This window comes from Paenibacillus sp. PAMC 26794 (assembly GCF_000316035.1).
In the GTDB taxonomy this organism is placed as follows: Bacteria; Bacillota; Bacilli; order Paenibacillales; family Paenibacillaceae; genus Paenibacillus.
In genome coordinates this window covers 1-26,215 of the sequence record NZ_ANHX01000018.1, presented here as the reverse complement: position 1 = coordinate 26,215, position 26,215 = coordinate 1, and the positions used below count along the sequence as shown (strand labels likewise).

The 26,215-nt window shown below is 47.2% G+C and carries 23 protein-coding genes; 17 read left to right on the top strand and 6 right to left on the bottom strand.

The window, feature by feature from the left end; all coding sequences use genetic code 11:
• The first annotated feature begins 24 nt into the window (after positions 1 to 24).
• From D829_RS30815 to D829_RS0110635, 9 genes are all read left to right on the top strand, one after another.
• Entirely contained in the window at positions 25 to 483 is a 459-nt protein-coding gene (locus tag D829_RS30815) for a VanZ family protein (protein ID WP_017688880.1), read from the top strand.
• A gap of 143 nt (positions 484 to 626) precedes the next feature.
• Positions 627 to 2,318: an alpha-glucosidase gene (locus tag D829_RS0110670; protein ID WP_026081120.1), complete on the top strand. Its 1,692-nt coding sequence runs from the start codon at positions 627 to 629 to the stop codon at positions 2,316 to 2,318.
• 415 nt (positions 2,319 to 2,733) lie between these two features.
• A complete protein-coding gene (locus D829_RS0110665) occupies positions 2,734 to 3,426 on the top strand; it encodes a metal-dependent hydrolase (RefSeq protein WP_017688878.1) in 693 nt (230 codons plus the stop codon).
• A 238-nt stretch (positions 3,427 to 3,664) separates the two neighbouring features.
• A complete protein-coding gene (gene dctA / locus D829_RS0110660; protein ID WP_017688877.1) occupies positions 3,665 to 5,020 on the top strand; it encodes a C4-dicarboxylate transporter DctA in 1,356 nt (451 codons plus the stop codon).
• 378 nt (positions 5,021 to 5,398) lie between these two features.
• Positions 5,399 to 7,120: an alpha,alpha-phosphotrehalase gene (gene treC, locus D829_RS0110655; RefSeq protein ID WP_017688876.1), complete on the top strand. Its 1,722-nt coding sequence runs from the start codon at positions 5,399 to 5,401 to the stop codon at positions 7,118 to 7,120.
• A gap of 28 nt (positions 7,121 to 7,148) precedes the next feature.
• Positions 7,149 to 9,167: a PTS system trehalose-specific EIIBC component gene (gene treP, locus D829_RS0110650; RefSeq protein WP_017688875.1), complete on the top strand. Its 2,019-nt coding sequence runs from the start codon at positions 7,149 to 7,151 to the stop codon at positions 9,165 to 9,167.
• A gap of 225 nt (positions 9,168 to 9,392) precedes the next feature.
• A complete protein-coding gene (locus D829_RS0110645) occupies positions 9,393 to 10,241 on the top strand; it encodes a hypothetical protein (RefSeq protein WP_017688874.1) in 849 nt (282 codons plus the stop codon).
• 166 nt (positions 10,242 to 10,407) lie between these two features.
• On the top strand, positions 10,408 to 10,671 hold the full coding sequence (locus tag D829_RS0110640; RefSeq protein ID WP_017688873.1) for a YkgJ family cysteine cluster protein: 264 nt from the start codon (positions 10,408 to 10,410) through the stop codon (positions 10,669 to 10,671).
• 76 nt (positions 10,672 to 10,747) lie between these two features.
• Positions 10,748 to 10,951 carry a hypothetical protein gene (locus D829_RS0110635; protein ID WP_017688872.1) on the top strand — a complete coding sequence of 68 codons (204 nt, stop codon included), beginning with the start codon at positions 10,748 to 10,750 and terminating at the stop codon, positions 10,949 to 10,951.
• 128 nt (positions 10,952 to 11,079) lie between these two features.
• Here D829_RS0110635 and D829_RS33380 read toward each other — a convergent pair whose 3' ends face one another.
• The 3 genes from D829_RS33380 to D829_RS0110620 all read right to left on the bottom strand — a co-directional run bounded on the left by D829_RS33380 (position 11,080) and on the right by D829_RS0110620 (position 13,356).
• Complete coding sequence (locus tag D829_RS33380) at positions 11,080 to 11,238, bottom strand: hypothetical protein (protein ID WP_241230761.1); 159 nt, start codon at positions 11,236 to 11,238, stop codon at positions 11,080 to 11,082.
• Positions 11,239 to 11,263: 25 nt separating this feature from the next.
• Entirely contained in the window at positions 11,264 to 12,574 is a 1,311-nt protein-coding gene (locus tag D829_RS0110625) for an MFS transporter (RefSeq protein ID WP_017688870.1), read from the bottom strand.
• 77 nt (positions 12,575 to 12,651) lie between these two features.
• Complete coding sequence (locus D829_RS0110620; RefSeq protein ID WP_152417004.1) at positions 12,652 to 13,356, bottom strand: O-methyltransferase; 705 nt, start codon at positions 13,354 to 13,356, stop codon at positions 12,652 to 12,654.
• A 139-nt stretch (positions 13,357 to 13,495) separates the two neighbouring features.
• Between D829_RS0110620 and D829_RS0110615 the strand changes: the two genes are divergently transcribed.
• On the top strand, positions 13,496 to 14,392 hold the full coding sequence (locus D829_RS0110615; RefSeq protein ID WP_017688868.1) for a LysR family transcriptional regulator: 897 nt from the start codon (positions 13,496 to 13,498) through the stop codon (positions 14,390 to 14,392).
• A gap of 117 nt (positions 14,393 to 14,509) precedes the next feature.
• Here the strand turns inward: D829_RS0110615 and D829_RS0110610 are convergent, their stop codons facing one another.
• Complete coding sequence (locus D829_RS0110610) at positions 14,510 to 15,226, bottom strand: YoaK family protein (RefSeq protein WP_017688867.1); 717 nt, start codon at positions 15,224 to 15,226, stop codon at positions 14,510 to 14,512.
• A gap of 86 nt (positions 15,227 to 15,312) precedes the next feature.
• Positions 15,313 to 16,191, bottom strand: coding sequence for a prolyl oligopeptidase family serine peptidase (locus tag D829_RS0110605; protein ID WP_017688866.1), 879 nt, complete (start codon positions 16,189 to 16,191; stop codon positions 15,313 to 15,315).
• A 244-nt stretch (positions 16,192 to 16,435) separates the two neighbouring features.
• Here D829_RS0110605 and D829_RS0110600 point away from each other — a divergent pair, with 244 nt between their 5' ends.
• Positions 16,436 to 17,179: a GTP pyrophosphokinase family protein gene (locus D829_RS0110600; protein ID WP_017688865.1), complete on the top strand. Its 744-nt coding sequence runs from the start codon at positions 16,436 to 16,438 to the stop codon at positions 17,177 to 17,179.
• Positions 17,180 to 17,185: 6 nt separating this feature from the next.
• Positions 17,186 to 18,421: a multidrug effflux MFS transporter gene (locus D829_RS0110595; RefSeq protein WP_017688864.1), complete on the top strand. Its 1,236-nt coding sequence runs from the start codon at positions 17,186 to 17,188 to the stop codon at positions 18,419 to 18,421.
• A gap of 138 nt (positions 18,422 to 18,559) precedes the next feature.
• Here the strand turns inward: D829_RS0110595 and D829_RS0110590 are convergent, their stop codons facing one another.
• Positions 18,560 to 19,207, bottom strand: a complete 648-nt coding sequence (locus D829_RS0110590; RefSeq protein WP_017688863.1) for a hypothetical protein — start codon at positions 19,205 to 19,207, stop codon at positions 18,560 to 18,562.
• 232 nt (positions 19,208 to 19,439) lie between these two features.
• Between D829_RS0110590 and D829_RS0110585 the strand changes: the two genes are divergently transcribed.
• The 5 genes from D829_RS0110585 to D829_RS0110565 all read left to right on the top strand — a co-directional run bounded on the left by D829_RS0110585 (position 19,440) and on the right by D829_RS0110565 (position 26,143).
• The gene (locus tag D829_RS0110585) at positions 19,440 to 20,438 is read left to right on the top strand and encodes an ABC transporter substrate-binding protein (protein ID WP_017688862.1); all 999 of its coding nucleotides are present in this window, start codon (positions 19,440 to 19,442) and stop codon (positions 20,436 to 20,438) included.
• Between the two features lie 156 nt (positions 20,439 to 20,594).
• On the top strand, positions 20,595 to 21,215 hold the full coding sequence (locus D829_RS0110580) for a flavin reductase family protein (protein WP_017688861.1): 621 nt from the start codon (positions 20,595 to 20,597) through the stop codon (positions 21,213 to 21,215).
• Between the two features lie 207 nt (positions 21,216 to 21,422).
• The gene (locus D829_RS0110575; RefSeq protein ID WP_017688860.1) at positions 21,423 to 22,577 is read left to right on the top strand and encodes a type III polyketide synthase; all 1,155 of its coding nucleotides are present in this window, start codon (positions 21,423 to 21,425) and stop codon (positions 22,575 to 22,577) included.
• Positions 22,578 to 22,685: 108 nt separating this feature from the next.
• Positions 22,686 to 24,932, top strand: coding sequence for an MMPL family transporter (locus D829_RS0110570; protein WP_017688859.1), 2,247 nt, complete (start codon positions 22,686 to 22,688; stop codon positions 24,930 to 24,932).
• Positions 24,933 to 25,123: 191 nt separating this feature from the next.
• Positions 25,124 to 26,143 (top strand): alpha/beta hydrolase family protein, encoded by a 1,020-nt coding sequence (locus D829_RS0110565; RefSeq protein ID WP_017688858.1) that lies wholly within the window; start codon positions 25,124 to 25,126, stop codon positions 26,141 to 26,143.
• Positions 26,144 to 26,215 lie beyond the last annotated feature (72 nt).

Below are 26,215 nucleotides of genomic sequence, written 5' to 3'. Positions count from 1 at the left end.
AATTCAAGGTCGGAGGACGGATGGATGAGCGAAAAGTCGTGGCTCCACTCCAAGTGGATGCTGACCATTGTTGCTTGCATGGCAGCGCTCTACATACTGATTATGGGCAATTTACTGTTTGTCAGTGGCCGAACACCGGGAATGTATTATCAATATAATTTCGTACCCTTCGAGACCATTCGGCCACTTTTATTGGAGAGGGAGAGGTACCATACAGATGCCTGGGTCAAGAATTTGTTTGGCAATATCGTATTGTTCATTCCGCTGGGCATCTGGATTCCTTGGTTGTTTCGGAGGTGCCGTTCGTTCCTGACCTTTACATCTACAGTTGTTTTGCTTCTGCTGGGTGTCGAGGTCACACAATTGATTACACGTGTAGGTTCGTTTGATGTGGATGACATTATTCTGAACACGATCGGTGCCTGGATAGGTTACGCCGGATTTAAGTTAATCTTATGCTCATTAAGAAGGACTCGGAATTGAGCCGCAGATCGCGGTCCATCACCGGGTCTTTTTGCATAAGATACCTTTCAAATGTTTACAAGGGAATCATTTCGGATAAAACATATTAACGGCTTATTTATATCGTGAGTAGAGATTATATAGTGAACAATGATGAGAGCGAGGTGGGCGATATCGTTTGGTGGAAAGAGAGTGTGGTATACCAGATTTACCCGAGCAGCTTTAAAGATTCGGACGGGGATGGATATGGCGATTTGCAGGGAATCTATGAGAAGCTCGATTATTTGGAGAATTTGGGCGTAGATGTGATCTGGCTCTGTCCCATTTACGATTCACCAGGACATGATAACGGATATGATATCCGGGATTACTACGGCATTTTACGCAAGTATGGCACAATGGAGGATTTTGATCGATTATTGGCAGAGGCACACAAGCGTGGTCTCAAGATCATGATGGACCTAGTGCTGAATCATACGTCAGATGAACATGCGTGGTTTGCTGAATCGCGTTCATCAAAGATGAATCCGAAGCGGGATTATTATATTTGGCGTTCAGGCAAAAATGGTCAGGTGCCGAATAATTGGGAGTCCTATTTTGGGGGTTCGGTGTGGAAGCATGATCCCGAAACAAATGAATATTATCTGCATCTGTATTCCGAACAGCAACCCGATCTCAACTGGAACAATGCACAGATGGCAGAAGAGATGTATGAGATGGTGCATTGGTGGCTGGAAAAAGGGGTCGACGGATTCCGTTTCGATGCAGTAGCGCATATCGCCAAGGCAGAGGGTCTGCCAAGTGCCCACAACCCGCAGAATCTGCCGGTGGTTCCAGCGTATCAGCTCTTTTCTAACCTGGAACAGGTACATTCCATCCTGAAGAAACTGAATAACATGATCCTGAAACCTTACGGACCCATGACGGTTGGCGAGACTTCGGGACTTGGGCCTGAGCAGGCGCTGTCTTATGTCGGGACGGATCGTGATGAGCTTAATATGGTATTCCAGTTTGAGCATATGTTCATTGATGCTAAATCCTCCGGAATTGGTAAATGGAACTATAAGGAATGGAAATTGACAGATCTCAAAGAAATCATGAGCCGGTGGCAAACGGTTTTGCATGGTAGAGGCTGGAACGCCAATTATATGGGCAACCATGATCAGCCACGTCCGGTTTCCCGTTTTGGTGATGATGGTAAATATCGGGTGCGTTCTGCTCAGATGCTGGCGACATGGATGCTTACACTCGAAGGGACCCCCTACATCTATCAAGGAGAAGAGATCGGCATGACCAATGTCGCTTTCCCGAATATCGAACAATACCGGGACATCGAGACCAAAAATTATTTCAATCATTACATTGGTCAAGGTAAATCAAAGAATGAAGTTATGCAGGCGATTTGGCTGAAGAGTCGCGATAATGCCCGCACGCCGATGCAATGGGATGAGACGGAACACGCAGGGTTTACCCAGGGTCAGCCGTGGATTCAGGTGAATGATAATTATCCTGAGATTAATGTTGCTGATGCCGAAAGTGATCCGCGATCCATTTTGCATTATTACCGTAAGTTAATTGCACTTCGCAAACAACATAAAGTACTTATCTATGGTGCGTATGAACTGCTGCTGCCGGATGATCCGGATATCTATGCCTATACCCGAACGCTGGAAGATGAGCAGATGCTGGTCATTCTGAATTTCCGTGGGCATGAACCTGAGATGCACTGGCCAGAAGGTTGGACTTCCGAGCATGCCAAGCTGATCATCAGCAATGTGAGCAGCCGTTATTCTACCGATGAAGGTGCGATTCAGCTTCAGCCGTATGAAGCAAGAGTATATCGTAAGCAGCGGTGACACGGAGGCTAGCGTAATTTTGCGTTGGTGAAGAGCTATGATTTATAATAAATAGGATGATTGAATCAATTTCATAATACCTTTAGCTGCTTCAATCAACGGTAGATATAGATCAAAACGGTTGAATTTGTCTATATCTATATAAGTTGAACTAATCATTTACACAGAAACGTAGAGGACAGAAAAAACCTGAAAAAGCGAAGCGTTCGCCTTTATCACCGGATTTTTCCCTTGAGAAAAGGGAATCAAAAAAATCTGGGGATAACAGCGATTGGAAGGTTATTCTGTCATCGGAGTGTACGTGTGAATATATCTTTAGTTCAACTTATATAGTTACAAAATTTCTGTTTTTAGTAAGTTATGAAATTGATTCGGTTTTCAAAATAATCAAAACATATGTCGGGAGGAATCCAAGTTGTTGAATATTACGTTCCACGGTCACTCCAGTGTACAGCTGGGCACAGAAGAAAAGTCTCTGATCATTGATCCCTTCCTGCGTGGCAACGAGCTTGCCGTCACGAAGCCTGAAGATATTAAGACCGATGTTGTGTTGCTGACACATGCACATATGGATCACATCCTCGATGCTGAGCCTATTGCCAAAGCAAATAACGCCAAAGTTGTGGCTATTGTGGAATTGGCTACATATATGTCTTGGAAAGGTCTGGATACACTCGGCATGAACATGGGCGGAACGGTAGATCTTGACTTTGCTCAAGCCAAAATGATTCAGGCGTTCCATACTTCCGGGATTGTGCTGGAAGAAGAACAACGGATCATGTATGCAGGTTTGCCTGCTGGATATATCATTAATATTGGTGGTAAAACGATTTTGCATGCCGGAGACACAAGTCTCTTCGGGGATATGAAAATGATCGGTGATCGTCATGATATCGATGTTGCCTTCTTGCCGATTGGTGGACATTTCACCATGGGACCTGAGGATGCGCTGCAAGCGGCCGAATGGTTTAATGCCAAACTGACGATTCCGGTTCATTATGATACATTCCCGGTGATTCGTCAGGATGCGGAACACTTCGTGCAACAACTGGCTGCAAAAGGGTTGGAAGGCCGTGTGCTGGCCCCGGGAGAATCTATTACCCTGTGATGTACATTTAACCCCTGTTCAATAATAATTGGATTAATGGATAAAGACGAATATCACGTCAAGATAACTGACGTGATATTCGTCTTTTTTCGGTTCCAGGTTCAATTTTCACCGATAGAGTTGGTATAAATGACAAAAACATTGAAATTCCATTGTTGAACTCCCTTTTAGAATGATATAAAAAGTTACACGGAAACCAAACGGAAATCCGAATTGACCGCAAACAGGGGGAGCGTTCATGTCATTTATGAAATCATTATTTTTTCAAATTATTGTAGCGGTAATCATCGGGATTGGCGTTGGCATTCTGTGGCCGGATCTGGGTAGCCTGCTGCAACCGCTCGGAACAGGTTTCATCAAATTAATCAAGATGATCATCGCACCACTGATTTTCATGGTGATTGTAACAGGTATTGCCAAGATCGGTGATCTGAAGTCGGTAGGTCGCATCGGACTGAAAGCCATCGTGTGGTTCGAGATTGCAACTACAGTTGCGCTGGTACTTGGATTGGGAACAGCCAATCTGCTACGCCCCGGTGCCGGAATGAACGTGGACCCTTCAACCATAGACGCAAGTGGCATTGAAGCGAAAACCAATGGTTCCGAGTTACCGCATACGGTAGACTTTATCATGAATATTATTCCGACAAGTGTTGTAGATGCCTTTGCACAAAATGCACTTCTGCAAGTACTGCTCGTGGCGTGCCTGTTCGGGGTTGCCCTGGCAGCAACAGAGAGTAAGGCAAAAGAGAATGTACTGACGCTGATTGAGAACTTGCTCGGCATTGTGTTCCGCATCATCGGTTATATCATGAAACTCGCGCCAATTGGTGCATTTGGAGCCATGGCTTACACGGTAGGTGCCTATGGGGCATCCACATTGTCGTCCTTTGGTCTGCTAATTCTGGCCTGCTACGGGGCAGCGCTGCTGTTTCTGGTCATGCTGGCATTGGCTGCCTGGTGGATCACCGGGCTGAATTTCCTGCAATTTGTGAAGTATACCCGCTCTGAAGTGATGCTGGCGATTGGAACCGGATCATCAGAAGTGGTGATGCCACGCATGATGGACAAACTAACCAAGGCGGGTTGTGATCGTGCTGTTGTGGGGCTTGTGGTACCGACGGGGTACTCGTTTAATCTGGATGGCGCTTCAATCTATTTATCGTTGGCCACGGTTTTTGTTGCTCAGGCCGTAGGGATTGAACTGACATTGATGCAGCAAATTACGATTTTGCTAGTGTTGATGTTAAGTTCCAAAGGCATGGCAGGAGTACCTGGCTCCGCATTCTTGGCCCTGTCCGCGACGGCAGTAGCCGTCAATGCTTTTCCGGTAGCAGCAGTTGCTCTGCTGCTTGGTGCAGATCGTTTCATGGATACAATGCGTGTCTTCACAAACCTGATGGGCAACTGTGTTGCAGCATTCGTGGTTGCAAAATGGGAAGGCCTGCTGGATCAAAAGCGAATGCGTGCCGTACTCTCTGGTGAGATCAGTGCAGCTGAACTGGAACGGGAAGAGCAAGCTGCACTATCTCTATTGAAGTTGAATATGCAGGAAAAACAAGGGAAAGCCGTAGCTTCACCGGAGATGTCGTAAGAGGCGTGTCTCCGCTGTGGTGATTAAGTGAAGTGACAGCAACTTTAAAATAACAATCCATTACAACAGTAAAAAGACAGTAAAATACATTTAAAAAGTTCAACCAAGTTCAACCAAATTAGACCGTCTGTTGCCCGCACCAATGGTGGGAAGAACAGACGGTTTCTTGTTGTCCCAATACAGATATCATTGGGTTCACGAACGCAGGTTCCAAAATAAATGTTACAGAGGAAAGATTTATGGGGAATGTGTAGAAGAGGCGAAGAATAACCATATTATAGTTTCAACTTGTATATACATGTTTACTTATGTAATATAGATATGAAGTTAGCCGAGAACATCACATAATAGCATTACAATTTTATTGGAGGCGTTAACATGAGTTCTAATAACACAACTCCGTCATCTTGGTGGAAGACATCAACGGTGTATCAGGTATATCCGAAGAGTTTTAATGATACAACCGGATCGGGTACGGGAGATATTCGTGGATTAACCGAGAAGCTTGATTATTTGCAGCATCTGGGTATCGATATTGTATGGTTGCAGCCGGTATATGTATCCCCACAGCATGATAATGGATATGACGTAGCGGACTATTACCGGATTAATCCGGATTATGGGACGATGGAGGATTTTGACGAACTGCTGAAAGGTCTGAAGGCTCGTGATATGAAACTGATGATTGATATCGTGGTGAATCACTCCTCGACCGATCATGAGTGGTTCCAGCAATCCCGTTCTTCCAAGGATAATCCGTATCGGGATTATTATATTTGGAAAGATCCTGCTCCGGACGGCGGTGTGCCAAACAACTGGCAATCCAAGTTCGGTGGACCTGCTTGGCAGTATGATGAACGGACGGGACAATATTTCCTGACTTTATTTGATAAAACGCAGGCAGATCTGAATTGGGAGAATGAAGAAGTACGCAAAGCTGTAAGGGATATGATCAAGTTCTGGGCCGAAAAGGGTGTAGATGGTTTCCGTATGGACGTGATTAACCTGATCTCCAAAGATCAGCGTTTCCCGGATGACGATGGCAGCGTATCACCTGGTGATGGACGCAAGTACTACACGGATGGACCGCGTGTACATGAATATATCACCGAGATGTACGACGAAGTATTCGGGCCTCACAACATGGTGACCGTAGGGGAGATGTCCTCCACAACACTGGAACATTGTATCCGATATTCGAACCCGGCTTCCCGGGAGTTTTCGATGACGTTTAACTTCCATCACCTGAAAGTGGATTATCCGAATGGTCAGAAGTGGGAACTGATGCCGTATGATTTCGAAGCGATGAAACAGCTCTTTAGTGAGTGGCAGACAGGCATGCAAGCCGGTGGAGGTTGGAACGCGCTGTTCCTTAATAACCATGATCAGCCGCGGGCATTATCCCGATTCGCCGATGATGGTGATTATCGTGCCGAGAGTGCGAAGATGCTTGCAACAACGATACACGGAATGCAAGGTACACCTTATGTCTACCAGGGTGAAGAGATCGGCATGCCGAATCCGGTCTGGAATGACGTTAGCGAGTTCCGCGATATCGAATCGACGAACATGTACCGCCTGCTTCAGGAAGAACGAGGCAAATCCGCTGAAGAAGCATTCAACATTGTAAAAGAGCGTTCCCGGGACAACTCTCGGACACCGATGCAATGGAATGGAAGTAAGAACGCCGGATTTACTAGCGGAACACCTTGGCTTAAGGTGGATGAGCGGTATCCTTCCATTCACGTGGAACAGCAGCTGGCTGATCCAGATTCGATCTACTATCACTACCGCAAATTGATTGCCCTGCGTAAACAGGTTAACGTGCTGATCGACGGTCTGTATGAACGATTGGACGATGCACACCCGAATGTATTCGCGTACGCACGGACCAATGGAAGTGAAACTCTGATTGTTGTATCCAACTTCAGTAAACGAGACGTCACGTTCTCGCTTCCGGAAGCGGTCTGGAATGATCACATTGCAGGCAAATCAGCAGAGTTACTCATAGGAAATACGGAAGCAGCCCCTGCGCTGACGCAGGAAATCTCTCTCAGTCCGTATGCATCCTATATGTGGCTTGTGCCACAACAGGACTAATCACATTTTATAAATAGGAAGTGACACTATGGCAATTGATAAAAAACAGGTTGAGGAGATCGTCCGGGCTGTCGGTGGCAAAGAGAATATTGAAGCTGCTACGCACTGTGTTACACGACTCCGGTTTGCCTTGTACGATGAGAGTAAAGTGGATACTGAAAGTCTGGATCAGAATGATCTGGTTAAAGGTCAGTTCTCTTCCCAAGGACAATTCCAGGTCGTTATTGGGCCTGGTCTGGTGGATAAAGTCTATGATGAGATGATTCAGATTACCGGGGGAGATCGTTCTTCCAAGGATGATGTGAAGGCGGTTGCTGGTAAAAAGCAAAATCCAATCCAGCGAGCGATCAAAACACTCTCGGATATTTTTATTCCGATCTTGCCAGCGATTATTACGGCAGGTCTTTTGCTCGGGATTAACAATATTCTGACAGGTCCAGGCATTTTCTTTGATGGAAAATCACTGGTGGATGTTTATCCAGCCTGGAAGGATCTTGCGTCCATTATTAATACGATTGCAAGTACAGCCTTTACGTTCCTGCCGGCTCTAATTGGTTGGGCAGCTGTAAAAAGGTTCGGCGGCAGTCCGCTGCTCGGGATCGTGCTTGGTCTCATTCTGGTACATCCCGATCTGCTGAGTGCATATGGTTACGCTGATGCCGTGAATAATGGCACGGTGCCAACATGGAATTTGTTCGGTTGGGAGATTGAGAAGATCGGTTATCAAGGGCAGGTTTTGCCGGTATTGGTATCGGCCTATCTGCTTGCGAAGATGGAAATTTTCCTGAATAAAAGGGTACATGATTCGATTAAACTGCTGGTCGTTGCACCAGTTACGTTGCTGATTACCGGCTTCCTGGCATTTACGATTATTGGACCGGTTACATTTGCTATTGCGAATGCAATTACATCTGGCTTGATCTATGTATACGATTCCTACGCGGCGCTTGGCGGTCTGATCTACGGTGGTCTGTACGCTTTGCTTGTTATCACCGGTATGCATCACACGTTCCTCGCGGTGGATGTTCAGCTCATTGGTAGTCAGGGCGGTACGTTCCTGTGGCCGATGCTGGCATTGTCCAATATTGCACAAGGTTCGGCGGCACTTGCGATGATGCTTGTCCTGCGTGAGAAGAAAATGAGAGGACTTGCGGCAACGTCCTCAGTATCGGCCTTCCTCGGAGTAACTGAGCCGGCGATCTTCGGAGTGAATATCCGTTACCGTTATCCATTTATCTTCGGTATGGTTGGTTCCGCAATTGGTGGTGTGTTGCTGACAATCAATAATGTTCAGGCAACCTCCATCGGTGTAGGTGGCGTACCGGGATTCCTGTCGATTTTCCCTAACAAATGGGGCGTCTTCTTCATCGGCATGGCGATTGTCTTGGTTGTACCATTTGTACTGACCGTCCTTTTTGGTAGAGCCAAACTGAGAAAAGAAGATCGTAGTGCTAGCAATGAAACTGTTAATGAGCCTAAAGCGGCTACATCGCAGTCTGCTTCAGGTGTTACCTCTTCAACTGCAAAAACAGATCCAAACCAGCGCACACGTAGTGCAGCTCAAGTAGGGGACGAAGCCGTGAATACACTGGAAATCATGGCGCCATTAACAGGCCAGGCCGTATCACTGGAGCAAGTGCCAGATCCGGCTTTTGCCGAGAAACAGATGGGTGAGGGTGTAGCGATTGAACCTTCCGGCAACCTGGTTGTTGCCCCGTTTGATGCTCAGGTAGCTCATGTGATCAAAAGTAAACATGCGGTGATTCTTGAACACGCGAGTGGATTACAAGTTCTGATCCATGTCGGGATTAATACGGTATCCCTCAAAGGTGAAGGCTTCAACATGCATGTGGAAGCTGGCGAACATGTAAAGGCTGGACAAAAGCTGTTGGAGTTTGATCGTAAGGTAATTGAAGATGCGGGATACCCGCTGATTACACCGATTATCATTCCAGATGGTCAGGATATGGTTGAACGGGTGGAAGTCACGACAGGTGATGTTACTTCTAATCAAAATGGTGTGTTAAAGGTTCATCTGAAAGGTTAATTGAATACAACAACATGAAGGGGCTGCATGATACGCAGCTCCTTTTTACTGTATGATCGTTATTTTCATGACGATCATGGTAAACTGTATATAAAATGGAAGAATCACATTTTTAAAATAATGGTGGTTGGAAAGGTTCTTCTGACAAAGCAAGCTTCAGGCATGTTCGAGTCGTGGCGTTCATATGGTGGAGAAAGAGTTCCTAGATCGATGAGGAGGAGAGCCATGACACGAGTTGCGGTGATGGTCATTCATGGGCTGGGTATGCGGAAGGATGGGTACGCGGACAAGCTGATTGCTTGTTTGCATAAGGAATTGGACAAGGTAATGGTCTTGCCTGGAGCCTCCAAACAGATGCTGGATATCGAACCTGTATATTGGGCGGATGTATTTGAGGAGCGGGAAGAGGCGCTCTTTCAACAGCTCGTCAGCTCTCCGGGATTGAACTTTCAGGCGTTGCGCCGATTTGTCATCCATTACCTGGCTGATGCGGTTGCTTATCAACCTGTGGAAAATCAAGGTCATAACTACGATGCCGTACATCGAACGTTGAATCAGGCGATGCATACCCTTGCACAGCGTAATGGACCGGAAGCTCCGCTCTGTGTGGTTGCCCATAGTTTGGGTGCCGTAATCGCCAGTAACTTCTTCTACGATCTGCAATATCCCTCCAGTCGTGTTCCTGAGGTTGTGGATGTGAACTCGGCTCTGGAACGGGGAGACACGCTGACCAATTTTTACTCGTTTGGTACAACCCTGCCCTTATGGAGTTTGCGTTATCATGACTTTAGTTGCCCAATTCAGGTGCCCTCTTCCCATGTGAATCAGTATTATGCCGGGCTGGAAGGGGAGTGGGTGAACTTCTATGATCGGGATGATATTCTGGGTTATCCGTTACGCCCCATTGACCCTGCTTATGAGAAAGCGGTCAAAGAAGATATTGAAGTGAACTCTGGCGGCGTGGCTATGAGTTGGAATCCGCTAAGTCATGGGGGGTATTTTTCCAATCGAAGTATGAATCGGAGAATCGCGCAGGGGCTAGCTCGAACCTGGACCTGGATAAATCGCTCATAGTTAAGAGGTAGTTCAAAAAGTCCGCTTTTGATTACGAAGGATGCCTAATGGCATCATCAGCATCGAATATGGAATTCATCCCATCTTCTTGGTACTGAAAACCGGTCTTTTCTTTTTGAACACGTATTGTAAGTACTATAAGTATTGAAATCAGGAGGGAATACGTATGGAATGCAGGACAGGCTGTGCCGCATGTTGTATCGCGATTTCCATATCATCACCGATACCGGGCATGGCTCATGGCAAGCCGGCAGGTGTACGTTGTGTGCAGCTTACGGATGATAATCGCTGCGGAATTTTTGGACAAAAAGATCGTCCTGCTGTATGCAGTGGATTGCAAGCTGAGGAAGAGATGTGTGGTAGCACCGATCAGGAAGCATTTGATATTCTAACCTGGTTGGAGCAGGAAACTGCACCAAAGGTAATATGAGTAGGTTGTTTTAATGAATTGGGATAATTATACTTAATAGGGAAGAAGGTTGATTAGAGAGAGGAGACGCGAATCCATGGGGCTTGTTAAACGTTTTGTATTGGTTGTAGTGAATATGATCGGAGAGTTATGGATGGGGTTTTACCGACGTAACTCGGATTATTATGACCATCAGACTTCGGAGTCCAAAAGTAAGATTGGCTATTATGCATTTATTATTGGGGCAACAGTGGTTACGGTGGGCATTGTAGGCTGGATGTACAACCGAATTTATTCATAAGTAGTCATTATGCTTAAAATTGAATGAGGCAAAATGCTGAAGTAGAGTCTGTACAAGTAAAAGAGAGTATCCGCAGGATGTGACATCAAATGGATACTCTCTTTGGCATGAGATCAGACAAAATATGATCATTGAAGTGAGGGCTTAGCTTTCTTTCCCTTTAGCATATGTACAAGAATCATCTTCAGTACAGAAGAGACGATGAAGAAAATAAATAGAATCCGAAACAATTGGTACCCGGATACAACCGAAAGATCGGCATTCACTTCATGTGCCATGATACTCATCTGATCCATCCGTTTAGCCTACCGGTTAGGATCCTGCGAGAGTCGTAGCGGAAGGTTTGGGTTCTTTGAACATTACAAAGTACATCAACGATGAAATAACGTATAGACAGCCTGTGATGCTGAATGTGATCGCATAACCCCAATACGTTCCGTACGTGGTGACCAGATAGGATTGAACAGGTCCCATGGTAGCCCAACCGATCATGAACGAGGTCTGCATCAGTGAATTGGCAATGCCGCGGCGTTTGTCCGAGATCCGATCCACCAGTATGGCTGAATGAATGGGATTGGCTGCGTTCATCAATGCTTGTCTGAATAAGAAACTGAGCGAAGCGATGAACAACAGATTGGTGAAGCCTGTTAATAGAAGGAAGGGTAGCGACATGACCTGGAAAATGACAACGGCTCTTACGCTTCCGACCTTTGCCGCCAGGGTAGGACCAATCAGCATGGATACAATCGTCATAATCTGACCAAGTGCAATCAGTAAGCTCATGCCGCTCAGAGAAACCGAGAACCGATTGGTGAAATACAGATTCAGATACGGTACAACCAGTCCAGAACCTAATCCAATTAACAACTGAGTCACTATAAACTGACCAATCAGTCGGGAATCTTTTTTCTTCGTGATCGAATCGTCCGTGCTTGGGGTATTCGTTGAACTTTCTTTTAGATCCGCATTGGGTTGAAGAACGGGTTGCGCCGGAATTGTTGTCTGCGGAGCAGCCTTGCCTTCGGTTACAAATAACAGTGGAATAAATGCAGCTAGTGTTGCTGCACCACCGACAAATAAAACCGTCTGCAATCCGGTCACTTTGGCGAGTCCTGCCGTATGTAACAAATCTGCGAATACGCCGCCACCCAGGCTACCAAGCACCTGGGAAGCCAGCACAAGGGATGAATAATAACTGAACATTTTCAGCCGCTGGCTTTTCTTGACGTTTTCCGCCAGATAAGGAATGGCCAGTACTTGGAACACCCCAGCGAAAAGGCCAGAGAATACCGCGAACCAGATCAGTCCTGTAGCCGAATAATCGAAGGAGCGTCCGATCAGAAAGATTCCGCTGAATAACGCCCCTGTAATGAGTAATCGCTTGCGGCTGAACAGATCACCGCATAGACCGATAGGAACAAACATAATGGCTGTTGCGAGTGATTGAATACTTACTATCTGGCCGTTCATTGTATCATTATAGCCCAGACCCTGAATGTACAGATTGTACAAGACAGAGAACATGCCATTTCCGATCTGATACAGAATGCTAGCCAGGAAAAACAGTTGAATATTGCGGGACCAGCCGCGAATTTCATCATTAATATGTTGTAAAACTCTCAAGTGGTTCCCCCCAGTCTGCCTGTGCAGTGATTCCAGTTTAACAGGAAAGGGGAATTTGCGGAAGAATTGACCACTGTTTATTTTGGTTCAGGGGCATCCATCACACGAGCAATGACGAATCCATCGTAACCTTTGCTACCGACCGTTTGCAGTGCTGTAGCTTCAAGTCGAGGGTGATCCGCGATCAACTGCAGGAATGATCGAACGCCCTGAACTCTGGGGTCTGTGCTGTCTGTGCGGATCACTTCACCGTCCCTGACGATATTATCACCAATAATAAGACTCCCCGGCCGAGTCAGTCGCAGGGCCCATCTCAGATAATCGGGATTACTCGGTTTGTCAGCATCGATGAAGATCATATCAAACGGTTCCCTGTAGTCTTCCTGAACATCGGGAAGGGTGGTTAGGGCAGGACCAACTCTCAGGTCAACCTTGTGCATCAGTCCTGCTCGTGTGAGATTGGCTCGGGCCAAGTCTGCATGGTGTGATTCCGATTCCAGTGAGACGATGCGTCCGTGTTCAGGCAGCGCTCTTGCCATCCAGATGGTACTGTATCCACCTAGTGTGCCGATTTCAAGTACACGGGAGGCGCCTTGGATTTGAAGCAGGAGCTGGAGTAACTTTCCTTGATTCGGTGTTACGTCATGAGCGGGCAGACCAGCTTTGGCATTGGTTTGCAGTGTTTGCTTCAACAAGGTATCCGAGGGAACCAGCAGATCATTCATGTAGTCGTCGACTTGAGTCCAGGTATGTTGTAGGTCGGTTGTATTTATATTTTTCATGTTCATATGTTCCTTTCCTTGTTTCTTGTATTGGATTTCATATTTCAACTATAAATGGAGCAGATATATAAATAAAATATATATTATGTATGATAATATAACTTTAGATTATGTATTTGACGTGGAAGAGGTGTAACACATGAATCTGCATGGATTACGATTATTTCATGCCATCGTGAGATATGGTGGGGTCACTCGTGCCGCAGAGGAACTGAATATTAGTCAGCCTGCGGTATCTTCTCAGGTGAAGAAGTTTGAACGTGAATTAGGAATCCAGCTTTTTGTTTCGGAGGGAAGAAGACTGGTGCTTACGGATGCGGGGATACAGTTAACAGGTTATGCGGAACGTCTGTTCATGCTGGAGCAGGATGTCGAGAATTTTGTGCAGGATTTTCGGGAGGGCAAGAAAGGACTGATCCGTCTTACGGCAACCTACTTGCCTTCGAATTTTCTATTGCCGGGCTGGATTGCGCGGTTTAAGCAAATGCACGAGGATGTGGAGATCGTTGTGAGCACAACCAACACCCGGATGGCGTTTGACCAGTTACTTCGCTATGAGGCAGAGATTGCAGTGTATGGCGGAAGTGGTATTACACATGCGGGTGTCCAATGGGACGAATTGTTTGACGATGAGATGTGGTTTGTTGTGCATCCAGACCATCCGTATGCGGGAAAAGAAATCGAGCTGCATGAGATGGTGGCAGAGCCGTTCATCATGCGCGAAGAAGGCAGTGCCACGCGTGAGAGACTCGTTTCCCTTTGCACAACAAATAACCTGGCCGCTCCCCGTATTGCGCTTCAGTTCAACGGGCTGAATGAAACGATCAGTGCGGTGAAGGCAGGTTATGGGGCCAACTTTATATCTTCTTTGGTTGTGAAGGAAGATGTGCAGCAAGGCAGGCTGGCACGTGTATTCGTTCGAGGTGTACAGCTGAGAAATACGGTTGCCGTATGTACACGAGCCGGGGAGGTATTATCACCTGCTGCACAGCATCTGGTCAAGCTTATCCGCCAAGAAGCTGCTTTGATGAAATAAATAGCGTGATTGTGCGTAAAATAACTTAAAGTCCATGTTCAAAAAGACCCATTTTCAGTATCCTAAAGCGGACTTTTGAACAGCCTCTTGAAAATGAACAGGGTGCTTCTTCAGCTATTAACTTTCGCTTTGTTGTGAGGTTCCCCATGCATGTAATCGGGCGTATAGGGTTACGCCGCCAATGATCAGGACAGGAATCCAGACTGCAATCATGGGCACACGGTGGAATAACAATGCGGCTGCAATGACGCCGATCAAATAGATAACAACAGCACCTGCACGAAGGTAGGAGTCTGTGGACAAGGCTTTGGCTAACGATTGGATATTGGCATGTCGCAGCTTTTTGAGGATGTTTACGGTATCCTCAACCACAGCGGCCAAATTATTGGTGAGCACGGTTGTTGAGATGCCAGCAATTCCAATGCGGCGTGCCGCAGTTGTTTGCATCCCCATTGCAACGGCTAGGATGACAATTAACAGATAGGACAGTTGTTCTGAAAATGGACTAATCATGGCGATTGCAAATAGCAGGAGCAATATGCTTTCAACAGTAAATACGGTGGTGACCTTAGAAGACCAGCCATTTTTGGTCTGCACAGGTCCAACCATATGTGCTGCAATGGCATTGCCGGCAATAAAACCGATGAGAGCAAGCAATGACCGCAGCACGACAAATTCCTGTGCACGGGCGATGGCAATACCGAGCAGTACAATATTTCCCGTCATATTGGCTGTGAGCACATGCCCCAGTCCCAGATATCCGATCAGGTCCACCATTCCGGCAGACATACAGAGAAGCAGCATGGCGTATTTTTGGAGGGTGCTTTGATTCATCCTATCCGTCCTTTCAAAAAAACGTAGCTCCTCCAGTATACAGCCATAACCCATGCATCTTCAAAATGAAATTCATCGCGCAAGACTTAAGGTGCAGCGAGCCAATCAAACATATTGTTCACCGCTGACTGATGTATTTTCTCGTGAAAATGATGATCCTGCCCGCCATAAGCGTGAAATGTGACATCCGCACCTCGCCGCTTAAGCCAGTGATACATTCGGGTTCCGTGACTATAATTCACCTGTGTATCTGATGTACCATGCATGATTAGCACGGGGCAAGATAGTTTGTTCGCTTTTGACAAGGGAGAACGGGCGAGATAAGCTTGCGGAACTGCGCGTGGGGAACCACCCAGCACCCGTTTCAATGTGCGCCTCAGGTCGGTTCGCTCATGGTAAGTGCGTTCCACATCGGAGACACCGCTCCAAAGAACTAACTTATGTACTTTGGCCGGTCCCTCATTATAGGTAGTTGCGGTATGTACAGCATTAATGGCTCCACGGGAGAACCCCATTAAGGATATCCTAGTCGAGTCGGCAAAATGCAAACGCTGAACTAACCGGTAAGCGGCATGCACATCTTCGGCATCTTTCCCTCCATACTCGTCACGACCTTCACCGCCTTCATTGCCACGATAGGATGGGGCGAACACGATATAACCTTTATGTACAAATTGCTCAAGCCAAACGGTATTTACCCCGCCATAGCTGCCAAGTCCGCCGCGACAATAGAGCAGAACTGGCCACTGTTCCGGTATGTTATCCGTATCATGCATTTTTGCAGAAGGGTAGTGGCTGGCGAGTGGTTGCAGATGTAGAGACTTATGTATGGAAGCGAAGTCTGGGAAGGAAGAGGAGACAGAGCCGGGATGAGAAGTTTCATATGTCGTGATATCAGGTAATGAACAACCTTGTGGCAGGTATAAATAAGCTTTAACTCGAAGTGTATCGGATGAATACGTCACTTGATAGAGCAGGAAAATCCACCTCTTTTATTAATAATTGCGTGCCAAATGACAGGGATGCTTCTATAGGATGCGCGTAAAATAAGTTCCCATACCTTCCAGGCTGAATCGCCAGCCCAAATGTGAGAAATTCGTTTATTGGCTCCATATGATTTATAATGGTTCAGGAGACATGTGGATTCACCGCTGTCCTCATATTCATAAAACTAACTTTAGTGTGTAGAAAGAAAGGGAGAAAGCCATGATGAACGCTCCACATCCAATCGATCAATTTAAGAAATTCAAATATGAAATTACCAGATTTATGATGATCTATAAATTTGCTCTGGATCAAATGGAGACCAAGATTGAAGTCCTGAAGGAAGAATTTCAGTCTCTGCATGATTACAGTCCAATTGAACATACAAAGTCCAGACTGAAATCACCTGAGAGCATAATGAACAAGATGTTTCGCAAAAATCACGAGTTAACGTTTGAGAGCATCAAAGAAAATATCAAGGATATCGCTGGAGTACGCATTACCTGCTCCTTTATCTCGGACATCTATCGTATTAAGGATATGCTGTGCAACCAAAGTGACCTGCGCGTGCTAGAAGTCAAAGACTACATCGAGAATCCGAAGCCAAACGGTTACCAAAGTCTTCATCTGCTGGTGGAAGTGCCTGTGTACATGTCCAATGGTGAGGAACGTGCCTGTGTGGAGATCCAGATTCGTACCATCGCGATGGATTTCTGGGCGAGTCTAGAGCATAAAATCTTTTACAAATACAATAAAGACGTTCCTGAACGTTTGACTAAGGAATTGAAAAGTGCAGCGGACTCTGCTAATGCACTCGATCTGCAGATGGAGAGACTTCACCGGGAAATTCAGGAGATCAAGGACGCTGATAACGAGCGGGATGAAGAAGAATTGCGCCGTATTATTATTAACAACCAACAGTTCACACTGCCGTCCAACTTGCTCAAGCTGCTGGGTAGCGGGGAGTAGTACTTGATGAAAAGTACAACAGCTTCATTGAACACAAACGCTACATCACGTGTGCGAATGGCATTAATTCTGGGGACGCTATCGGCCTTCGGGCCGTTGTCCCTGGATATGTATTTGCCTGCATTGCCCACGCTGGCTGATGAGTTCGGTTCATCTACTTCGTATGCTCAACTCAGTCTGACGGCGTGTATGATTGGACTTGCGGTTGGTCAGTTGCTTGCCGGACCTCTAAGTGATGTACGTGGTCGGCGAACACCGCTCATTGCAGGACTTGTGCTCTATACCATCGCGTCCATACTCTGCCTGGTCAGCCCTACGATGGGCTCTTTTGTTGTGCTGCGATTCATTCAGGGGGTGGCCGGAGCAGCCGGGATTGTCATCTCGCGCGCAGTCGTCAGAGACGTATATTCGGGCCCGGAACTGACACGGTTCTTCTCCCTGTTAATGCTGATTAACGGCGTAGCCCCGATTGCTGCACCGATCATTGGTGGACAATTGTTGACGTATACGTCGTGGCGCGGCGTATTTATTTTGCTTAGCCTCATCGGAATACTGACGCTGTTGGCTGTCATTTTCGGTCTTGGGGAGACATTACCTTCCAACCGCAGATCAAGCGGTGGATTGAAGCAGACATTAATTACGTTTCGCCAAATCGCGGGGGATCGTCAGTTTATGGGTTATGCGTTGACCCAGGGTTTCGTAGCGGCTGGCATGTTTGCATACATATCCGGTTCACCGTTTGTGCTTCAGAAAATATACGGGGTATCCCCGCAAATGTTCAGTGTTTGCTTCGCCATAAACGGACTGGGCATTATTCTGGCTAGTCAGGTTGCGGGCAGACTTGCAGGGAAAGTATCTGAAACCCGCCTGTTAATTGCGGGGCTGCTAACCGCGGCGCTGGGAGGAACTTCACTGCTCATCGCGATTCTGGCTGGAGGTAATCTAATCTCTGTACTGATTCCGTTATTTTTGGTGGTATCCAGTGTTGGGTTAGTCAATACCGCGTCCTTCGCCTTGGCGATGGCCAATCAGGAGAAATCGGCAGGCAGTGCGTCTGCGCTTATTGGTGTGATGACGTTCCTGTTCGGTGGTATTGTCGCTCCCCTCGTAGGTCTCGGAGGAGAAGGAACAGCTGTGCCAATGGGAATCGTTATCGCGTGTGCTGATCTCGGTGCCTTGGTGATTTACTTCCTAATGGTCAGTAGAGGAAGGAAGCGCCAGAACGATCAAGTGTTGAGTTAAAGGTACTGATTCTGAACACCTTGCGTTTATGGAGTCTTAAAATAGTGTAAAGTTACTTTGGGTTAAAGAACGAACAAGAGCCTCACTTGGAAGGAATTATGCTTCCAAGTGAGGCTCTTGCTGTAAGTAAGGACAGGTTTAGCAGAGCGCAAACAAAATCTGTGTATTGGACAGTATACCCGGCGTGAGGAATGGATAGAAGTACCCCACCACAAAACCAAACAGATTAATTGCAGGCCACATCAGGTAGACATCATTGTATGTGAAGACAAGGGACCATCGGTTGTAGCAAAAGTTGGGCAGTGCACGTTCTTCGTTATCTCGTGGTGCCGCTGCACCAGTCTGTGCAAATTGCACAGCTTGAGTGAGACTTTGCGGCTGTTGCTGGAGGAAGAGCGGAAGCAGACCGGGGCTGCTTTTGATCAGGTTATACAGAAAAAGCATTTCTGCCGGAGGCTGACCTACCGGACGAGGATAGGCACTAAGCAGGGTGGGCAAATTGCCTTGAGTCAGTTGAGTGGGTACGCCCGGTGCTGTACCCGGGATTGTACCTGGAATGCCTCCGGGGATATATGGACCGGGTCCTCCGCCTGGAATGTATGGAGGATAGGAGCCTTGACCGCCAGGTATACCCGGAAACGTCGGACCACCCGGTGTGCCGCCGCCACCTCCTGGGAACAGTGGAGGCAATTGAAAGGAACGGTCTTCTCCATAACTTAGATAAGGGTTATATTCGTAATACATGTACAGAACATCCTTCCTGTCGTCGTATTCTGCATTCAGCATATGGCGGCATCCGCCTATATGTGAGTGCCGTCAAGAAGATTTTATATGATCCGCTCGGCACATAATCGAATTGACAACTGAACTGATAACAATTATCATTGTCAATGGAATTGGACAAATGTACATACGGATATTATATGTATCAATAATAGTTTCGATATTTTTGAACATTGAAATCTGTCACAATAAGGCCGAATAAGGTTTTCATAATGAAATGAGAGGGGTTAACAAATTGCTTAAGAAAAATAGAAAGATGATCATTCTTCTGATTACGGTGATGGTTATGTCCATCTGGTTGGCCGCGTGTGGAACAAGGACGGCAGAGAATGGAGCAGCAGAAGAGAACGATACAACAACGGAGACAGAGACACAAACAGAAGCCGCTACAGAGCGCACTTTAACAGATGCAATGGGACACGAGGTTACCATCCCGGCTAACCCTGAGCGTGTCATCGCGTCTTATCTGGAAGACCATCTCGTTACACTCGGTGTTAAGCCAGCAGCACAGTGGTCCATCAACAACGGCAGTGGCTTGCAGGATTATCTGCAAAACGATCTGAATGGCATACCTGGCATTGCAAGTGATCTACCTTTTGAAGCCATGGCCAGTTTCTCACCAGACCTGATTATTATGGGTTCTGAAAGTACAGTTGAAGGGGAGAAATACGAACAGTACAACAAAATTGCCCCTACTTATGTACTCGGAGATCAGGTCAACAAGGATTGGCGTCAGGCTCTGCTCAAGATCGGTGAGATTCTGAACAAATCGGATGTAGCACAGAAGGCGCTTGACGATTATGATGCCAAAGCAAAGGAAATCAAAGAAAAAGTAACTGCTGTTACTGGAGGAACAAAATCCGCCGCAGCGTTATGGTTGTTCAATAACAAGTTTTATGTTGTAAGCAACAATGTTTCCAGTGGTGAAGTGATGTACAATGAACTTGGACTTGCAGAGCCTAATGTTGTGAAGGAAGCATCCGCGAAGGCAACGGGTAACTGGTCTGAGATTTCATTGGAGAAGATTGCAGAAATGGACGCAGACTATCTATTCCTGGTGAACAGTGACAAGGGAGCAGGTTCAGAAGCTCTGAAAGATGCCGTATGGCAGAGCATTCCTGCTGTAAAGACAGGTAATGTGTTTGAATTTGAAAGTACAAGCAGCTGGTTGTACAGTGGCGTTCAAGCAAATACGCAAATTCTGCAAGATATTCAAAGCAGTATTGTGAAGTAACAACCAAACATATACGAGACAGTCGTTTAAACGCTTTGATGCCATGAGCATCAAGGCGTTTTTTGTTTTTTGAACAGATATGGATATATAATAACGAGAAAGTAACGTAATTGAACCAGTTTAACGTAACATGAGCATGGAAGGGGATATTTACATATGTATACATTGGATCCACGTGAAATAACGGGAAGAGACAACTATAAACTGATGAGTGGTTCGGTGGTGCCACGTCCAATTGCTTTTGTGACGACACTTTCATATGAGAATGGTGTAATTAATGCAGCGCCTTTCAGTTTCTTCAATGTAGTTAGTTCGGACCCGCCGCTGTTATCCATATCCATTGCACGTAAAGACGGCATTATGAAAGATACTGCACGTAATGTGCTTGCTCAGCAAGAACTGGTCGTGCATATATGTGATGAAGCAATCATAACAGAAGTGAATGAGACAGCAGCCATACTGGAACCCCACGAAAGTGAGCTTGAGCGGACAAAACTGACTACAGTGCCAAGTACCAAGGTTGCTGTGCCAGGAATAAAGGAAGCACTTATTCGGATGGAGTGTGAGCTGTATCAGCACATTCCCATCACGAATGATGAGGGCAAACCGGTGAGTGACCTGCTGCTGGTACGTATTGTACAGTATCATTTCAGCGAACAAGTCTACAATCCGGACAAGGGCTATATCCTGATGGATCATTTGAAACCAGTCAGCCGACTGGCGGGTAATGATTATGCCAAGCTTGGAGAGAGATTCACGTTGATTCGGCCTGAATAGTTCTGACAGATAGCAAAGGCGGACAGCATGTGCGAAACTCGCATATGTTGTCTGCCTTTGCTTGTGATATGAACATAAACGGGACAGGTAGTGAATAGACTTGTACTATATCCTGCACATGTCATATGAACCTATTTTATATATAGGTTGTTTAAAAAGCCCACTTTTGATTACGAAGGGCACGTACTATATAGGGAGGTTAAGCCGATGAACCAGCTTGAGGGAACTATAGGCGCAAGTATTATGGGAGTAGGAACGGCGTTGCCTGCTCACCGTATTGAGCAGAAGGATGTGTCTGCTCGTCTGGCGCAAGCGCTGGAACATGAGCCGGATGCGAGAAGGTGGGCCAAGCGAATCTTTAATCAGTGCGGTGTGGAGACTCGTTATACCTGTGAACCGAATCTGCTTGAGCCTGTTGATTCTTGCCGATATTTACCCTTTACCAGTGCGGAGGAGGTTCCGACTACATCCGAGCGTATGGGCAAATACAAAGCTGCTGCTGTTCCACTTGGTCTGGAGGCGGCGGGACAGGCCATTCAGGATGCAGACGTATCCCACTCGGAAATTACACATCTCATTACGGTGAGTTGCACGGGGCAATTCCTGCCAGGACTTGATGTTCGGCTGATCCAGCAGCTTGAACTGTCACCGCAGATTAACCGGATTCCACTGGTGTTTCAAGGATGTGCAGCCGGTCTGAAGGCGATCCAACTGGCGAATTCCATTGTAACGACAGATCAGAAGGCTACGGTTCTCATCGTGTGTGTAGAACTATGCACACTTCACTTCCAACCATCTGCCAAACGGGACGACCTGTATGCCGCATCGTTCTTCGGGGATGGTGCCTCTGCCTGTGTTATTGGTGCATCCGGAACAGACCGCAATGAATGTTTTCGACTAGGTCGTGGGCACTCAACACTGCTCCCGGATTGTGCAGAAGAAATGATCTGGGAAGTGGGCAATACAGGCTTCGATCTCTACCTGTCACCACAGATTCCGAAGCTGCTTGGTTTGCATCTCGGTCCAGAGGTAGAACGGTTGCTGGAGGGGAGCGGTTTACCGGACATATGGGCGATCCATCCAGGAGGCAGAGGCATCGTGGATGCCGTTCAGAAGCTGTATCAGTTGACAGATGAGCAGGTCTCCTACAGCCGAAACATCCTGCGGGATTATGGCAACCTGTCGTCGGTGACGATTCTTTTTGTTCTTCAAGCCATCCGCGAGGATTACAGACAGAAGGAAGAGCATTCCAGCGGGATAGCGCTGGCCTTTGGCCCGGGACTGACAGCAGAGTTACTTCATTTTACATACATCCCTGCCCCCATAGCGAACAGAACACCTGTGAATCATGGCATCCAATAGTTCGCGAACCCGAGTGAAGGAGATATACACCGCAAGTGTATGAATGTGCTTATGATCTTACCGATGAGCATAATCGAATGACTAATCTGATCGCAGAGGAGCTTAGGTATGGGTTATCGCAGACTTGCTGCCTTCATCAGCCGATATCCGCGGTTCATTATTCTCTGCTGGGTATTTATCATCGGGATGTCAGCGGTCTGGGCATGGAGGTTGCCTGACATTGTTCAGGATCACGGATTAAAACGGGTTCACGGGGATGCGCAAGCAGTTGATGCTGTTCTGGAGGACGAATTCGGTTCTCCTGCTGATCCGGTTATTCTGGTTTTTGAGAAAAAGGAAAATACCTCGCCGTTACAGTTCCGGCAGTGGATCAAGGATCGTTTGACACAGGTTCAAGTGTTGCCTGCGGTAACTTCTATCACCTCCCCTCTGGATGGTAGCCAAAGGGTGACTCTGCAAGATCAAAGGGCATATGCCCTTGTGAAAATGGATGTGCCCGCGCATCAGATGGGTCCCCCACTGGAGCAGTTGCGCGCCGTGCTGGCAACAGACGGTCCAGGTACGGTGCAATTGACGGGAAAGGCAGTTGTGCAGCAAGATGTCAATCATCTGAGCTTTCGTGATCTGGAACGGGCAGAGATGGTGGGCCTGCCGATTGCCCTGATCGTTTTGTGTTTTGCATTCAGGGGGCTATATGCTGCATTGATTGCTGTCATGATGGGGATCAGTGCTGTGATTACCGCGATGGGAGTCACGTCACTCCTTGGTTATCATCTGGAATTGTCCAACTTTATCATTAACGTGATTCCCATGGTGGGCATGGCACTCAGTATAGATTTCGCCCTGATCATCCTGAGCAGGTACAGGGAAGAACTTCAGCGGGCCTATAAAGATGAAGGCGAAGCTAACGTTACGGGCAGCAGTCTGGATATGCAGAGCGAGGTTCTGCGGAGCGAGATTCTTCAACGAACATTGCGCACAGCAGGCAGAGCAGTGTTGTTCTCGGCAGCCTGCGTACTCCTTGGGCTACTGGGTCTGCTCTGGATCAGACTGCCGATGTTTCTGAGTGTCTCCTTGGGGGCCATTATTGTTCTGCTCCTATCGCTACTGTTAAATGTTACGCTGCTGCCAGCTCTACTGTCACTGTCTGCGGATCGTGTCTTCAGACGAAAATCCGTCCGTTCGTTACCCATACGCTTGGTCTGGCATCGATGGTCAGCGATGGTCATGAAACGACCACTTAGCATGGCAATCGGAGGTACGTTTGTGCTGATCCTGTTTCTTTATCCAGTGACCCGGCTGGAACTGTCCGTCCCGGATGCCTCTTCACTGCCAGTCAGAATGGAGTCCCGCCAGGCAGCAGAGCAGTTGCAACATGATTTGGGGCAAAAGAATACCTCCGCCATCGAGATCGTGATTGGCGGACAGCAGGAACTGTTGACTGCCAATCACTGGCAGATGGCCCACAACAAAGCCCGTCAACTACTGCAGGACTCAGATGTATTGAGCATTGTTTCACCATGGGGCCTATTACAGCCGAATCAAAATGGCTCGCAAAACCTTTTACGGATTCCACCATCGTCGCTCACTTCTTCCATAGAAGGCAAGGAGTCAACAAGGAAGGCATGGCTGCGTTCAACGGTCTCTGATCATTCGATTCGATTGATAGCCACCGTGTACGGGGAGCCCGGGTCGGAGCAGGTCGCAGACTGGCTTGAACGAATGAGGAATAGCGATCATGCACCAGGTTCCAACAATGTAAAACTACGTTATGGTGGGGAAGCTGCCAAGCAGTATGAAATAATGCAGGAAGTCACAAGTCAACTGCCCAAAGTGCTGGTATTTGTAGTGGTCACCAATTATCTTGTGTTACTGGCAGCATTCCGATCGATGCTCATTCCAATCAAGGCAATTCTGATGAACCTGCTCAGCTTAGCCGCTTCATTTGGCATATTGGTGTGGGTGTTCAATGAAGGACATCTGGGGATGGAGCCGTCAGCCATTGCCATTATGATTCCTGTATTCATTGCAGGATTGGTGTTTGGCATATCCATGGACTATGGTGTGTTTATGCTGAGCCGTATTCAGGAAGTATATAGACGAACCGGAGACAGTGATGTGGCTGTCCAACAGGGATTGGCTTCTACAGGTCGTCTGGTTACCTCCGCAGCGGCCATTCTGCTTGCGGTGACCGTGCCGTTTGCTTTTGCTGAAGTCGCAGGTGTGAGGCAGTTAGGGATCGGAATCACGGCAGCGGTGTTGATTGACGTTACATTAATTCGTCTAATACTGGTGCCTGCATTGATGAAATTAATGGGCAGGTGGAACTGGTGGTTGCCGGGTCAGATTAAATGAAGGGTATTTCCGTAACCTGTCTTCAGGTTGGAGATATCCTTTTTTTGGCTAGAAATCGTGTGATTCCATTCAAAACAGGCAAACATGTTCAATTCATGGGTGACCTAGATGTTCTATAATGGATGGGATTAATTCCATATGACAGTCTTACATCTACGTTATCCTACGAAAAACAGGAGGGACACAGGCCCATGTCGGATATTGAAGCCTATTTACAACAACAAACGAATCTTCGTGGTCGTTCCGCGTATCATGCAGATCAACCCCTGGAGTTATGGCGCAGTCAGTTACGTACTCGCGTGAAAGAACGGCTGGGCGGTTTCCCCACGATGGCGGCGGCACTGAATCCTGTCTTACTGGAGCGCATTACATGTGACGGATATATTCGGGAGCGGATTGAAATCACGACCTATGCAGGACTTCGCATGCCTGTGTATTTATTAATTCCGGGTGATGGAAGCATTATCGAAAACAAGAGACCTGCTATCGTTGCTTGTCATGGGCATGGCTACGGTAGCCGAGAGATATCGGGCATGGAGCCGGATGGGTCGCCACGGACAGGAGAGCCTGGATTACACAAGGACTTTGCAGTAGCTCTTGTGAAGCGTGGATATGTGGTTGCGGCTCCAGAGTTGCTCGGATTTGGTGATCGAAGATTGGAAGAGGACCGCGATGCGCCACCAGGGGCAAGTTCCTGTACGAAGATTGCTGCCCATCTGCTCATGGTAGGGAAGACTCTCGCCGGGCATAGGGTGTATGAAACAACACGAGTACTGGATTATGTCTCAACTCGGCCTGAAGTGGATTCGGAGCGAATCGGAAGCATGGGTATCTCGGGTGGTGGTCTGGTGACCGCATTTACAGTCGCGCTGGATGAACGGTTCCGTGTAGCTGTAGTGAGCGGTTATGCAAGTACATTCCAGGGCAGCATACTGGATCGGAACCATTGTCTGGACAACTATGTGCCAGGTATCCTGCGTGAAGCGGAGTTACCGGATATCATCGGCCTGATTGTGCCTAGGCCACTTTTTATTGAAGCCGGAAGTGATGACCAGGTGTTCCCAATCCATGCAGCGAGAGAGGCGTATGCCCGTTTGACACACATATATGAGCAGGCGGGAGCATCAGAATCACTGGATGCGGATTTCTTTACAGGTGGACATGAGATTAGCGGAGCGAAAGCCTATGACTGGCTTGACCAAGTTCTGTGAAACTGAGGCTTATTACCATCTATATAAGTTGAACTAATCATTTACACGGTAACGGAGAAGATAGAAAAAATC

What these genes read in the sequence shown, in the direction of transcription:
- D829_RS30815 (WP_017688880.1), top strand. Translation starts at nt 25, where the DNA reads ATGAGCGAAAAGTCGTGGCTCCACTCCAAGTGGATGCTGACCATTGTT.
- dctA (WP_017688877.1), top strand. Translation starts at nt 3,665, where the DNA reads ATGTCATTTATGAAATCATTATTTTTTCAAATTATTGTAGCGGTAATC.
- treC (WP_017688876.1), top strand. Translation starts at nt 5,399, where the DNA reads ATGAGTTCTAATAACACAACTCCGTCATCTTGGTGGAAGACATCAACG.
- treP (WP_017688875.1), top strand. Translation starts at nt 7,149, where the DNA reads ATGGCAATTGATAAAAAACAGGTTGAGGAGATCGTCCGGGCTGTCGGT.
- D829_RS0110645 (WP_017688874.1), top strand. Translation starts at nt 9,393, where the DNA reads ATGACACGAGTTGCGGTGATGGTCATTCATGGGCTGGGTATGCGGAAG.
- D829_RS0110640 (WP_017688873.1), top strand. Translation starts at nt 10,408, where the DNA reads ATGGAATGCAGGACAGGCTGTGCCGCATGTTGTATCGCGATTTCCATA.
- D829_RS0110635 (WP_017688872.1), top strand. Translation starts at nt 10,748, where the DNA reads ATGGGGCTTGTTAAACGTTTTGTATTGGTTGTAGTGAATATGATCGGA.
- D829_RS33380 (WP_241230761.1), bottom strand. Translation starts at nt 11,238, where the DNA reads ATGAGTATCATGGCACATGAAGTGAATGCCGATCTTTCGGTTGTATCC.
- D829_RS0110620 (WP_152417004.1), bottom strand. Translation starts at nt 13,356, where the DNA reads ATGAAAAATATAAATACAACCGACCTACAACATACCTGGACTCAAGTC.
- D829_RS0110615 (WP_017688868.1), top strand. Translation starts at nt 13,496, where the DNA reads ATGAATCTGCATGGATTACGATTATTTCATGCCATCGTGAGATATGGT.
- D829_RS0110610 (WP_017688867.1), bottom strand. Translation starts at nt 15,226, where the DNA reads ATGAATCAAAGCACCCTCCAAAAATACGCCATGCTGCTTCTCTGTATG.
- D829_RS0110600 (WP_017688865.1), top strand. Translation starts at nt 16,436, where the DNA reads ATGAACGCTCCACATCCAATCGATCAATTTAAGAAATTCAAATATGAA.
- D829_RS0110595 (WP_017688864.1), top strand. Translation starts at nt 17,186, where the DNA reads ATGAAAAGTACAACAGCTTCATTGAACACAAACGCTACATCACGTGTG.
- D829_RS0110590 (WP_017688863.1), bottom strand. Translation starts at nt 19,207, where the DNA reads ATGCTGAATGCAGAATACGACGACAGGAAGGATGTTCTGTACATGTAT.
- D829_RS0110580 (WP_017688861.1), top strand. Translation starts at nt 20,595, where the DNA reads ATGTATACATTGGATCCACGTGAAATAACGGGAAGAGACAACTATAAA.
- D829_RS0110575 (WP_017688860.1), top strand. Translation starts at nt 21,423, where the DNA reads ATGAACCAGCTTGAGGGAACTATAGGCGCAAGTATTATGGGAGTAGGA.
- D829_RS0110570 (WP_017688859.1), top strand. Translation starts at nt 22,686, where the DNA reads ATGGGTTATCGCAGACTTGCTGCCTTCATCAGCCGATATCCGCGGTTC.
- D829_RS0110565 (WP_017688858.1), top strand. Translation starts at nt 25,124, where the DNA reads ATGTCGGATATTGAAGCCTATTTACAACAACAAACGAATCTTCGTGGT.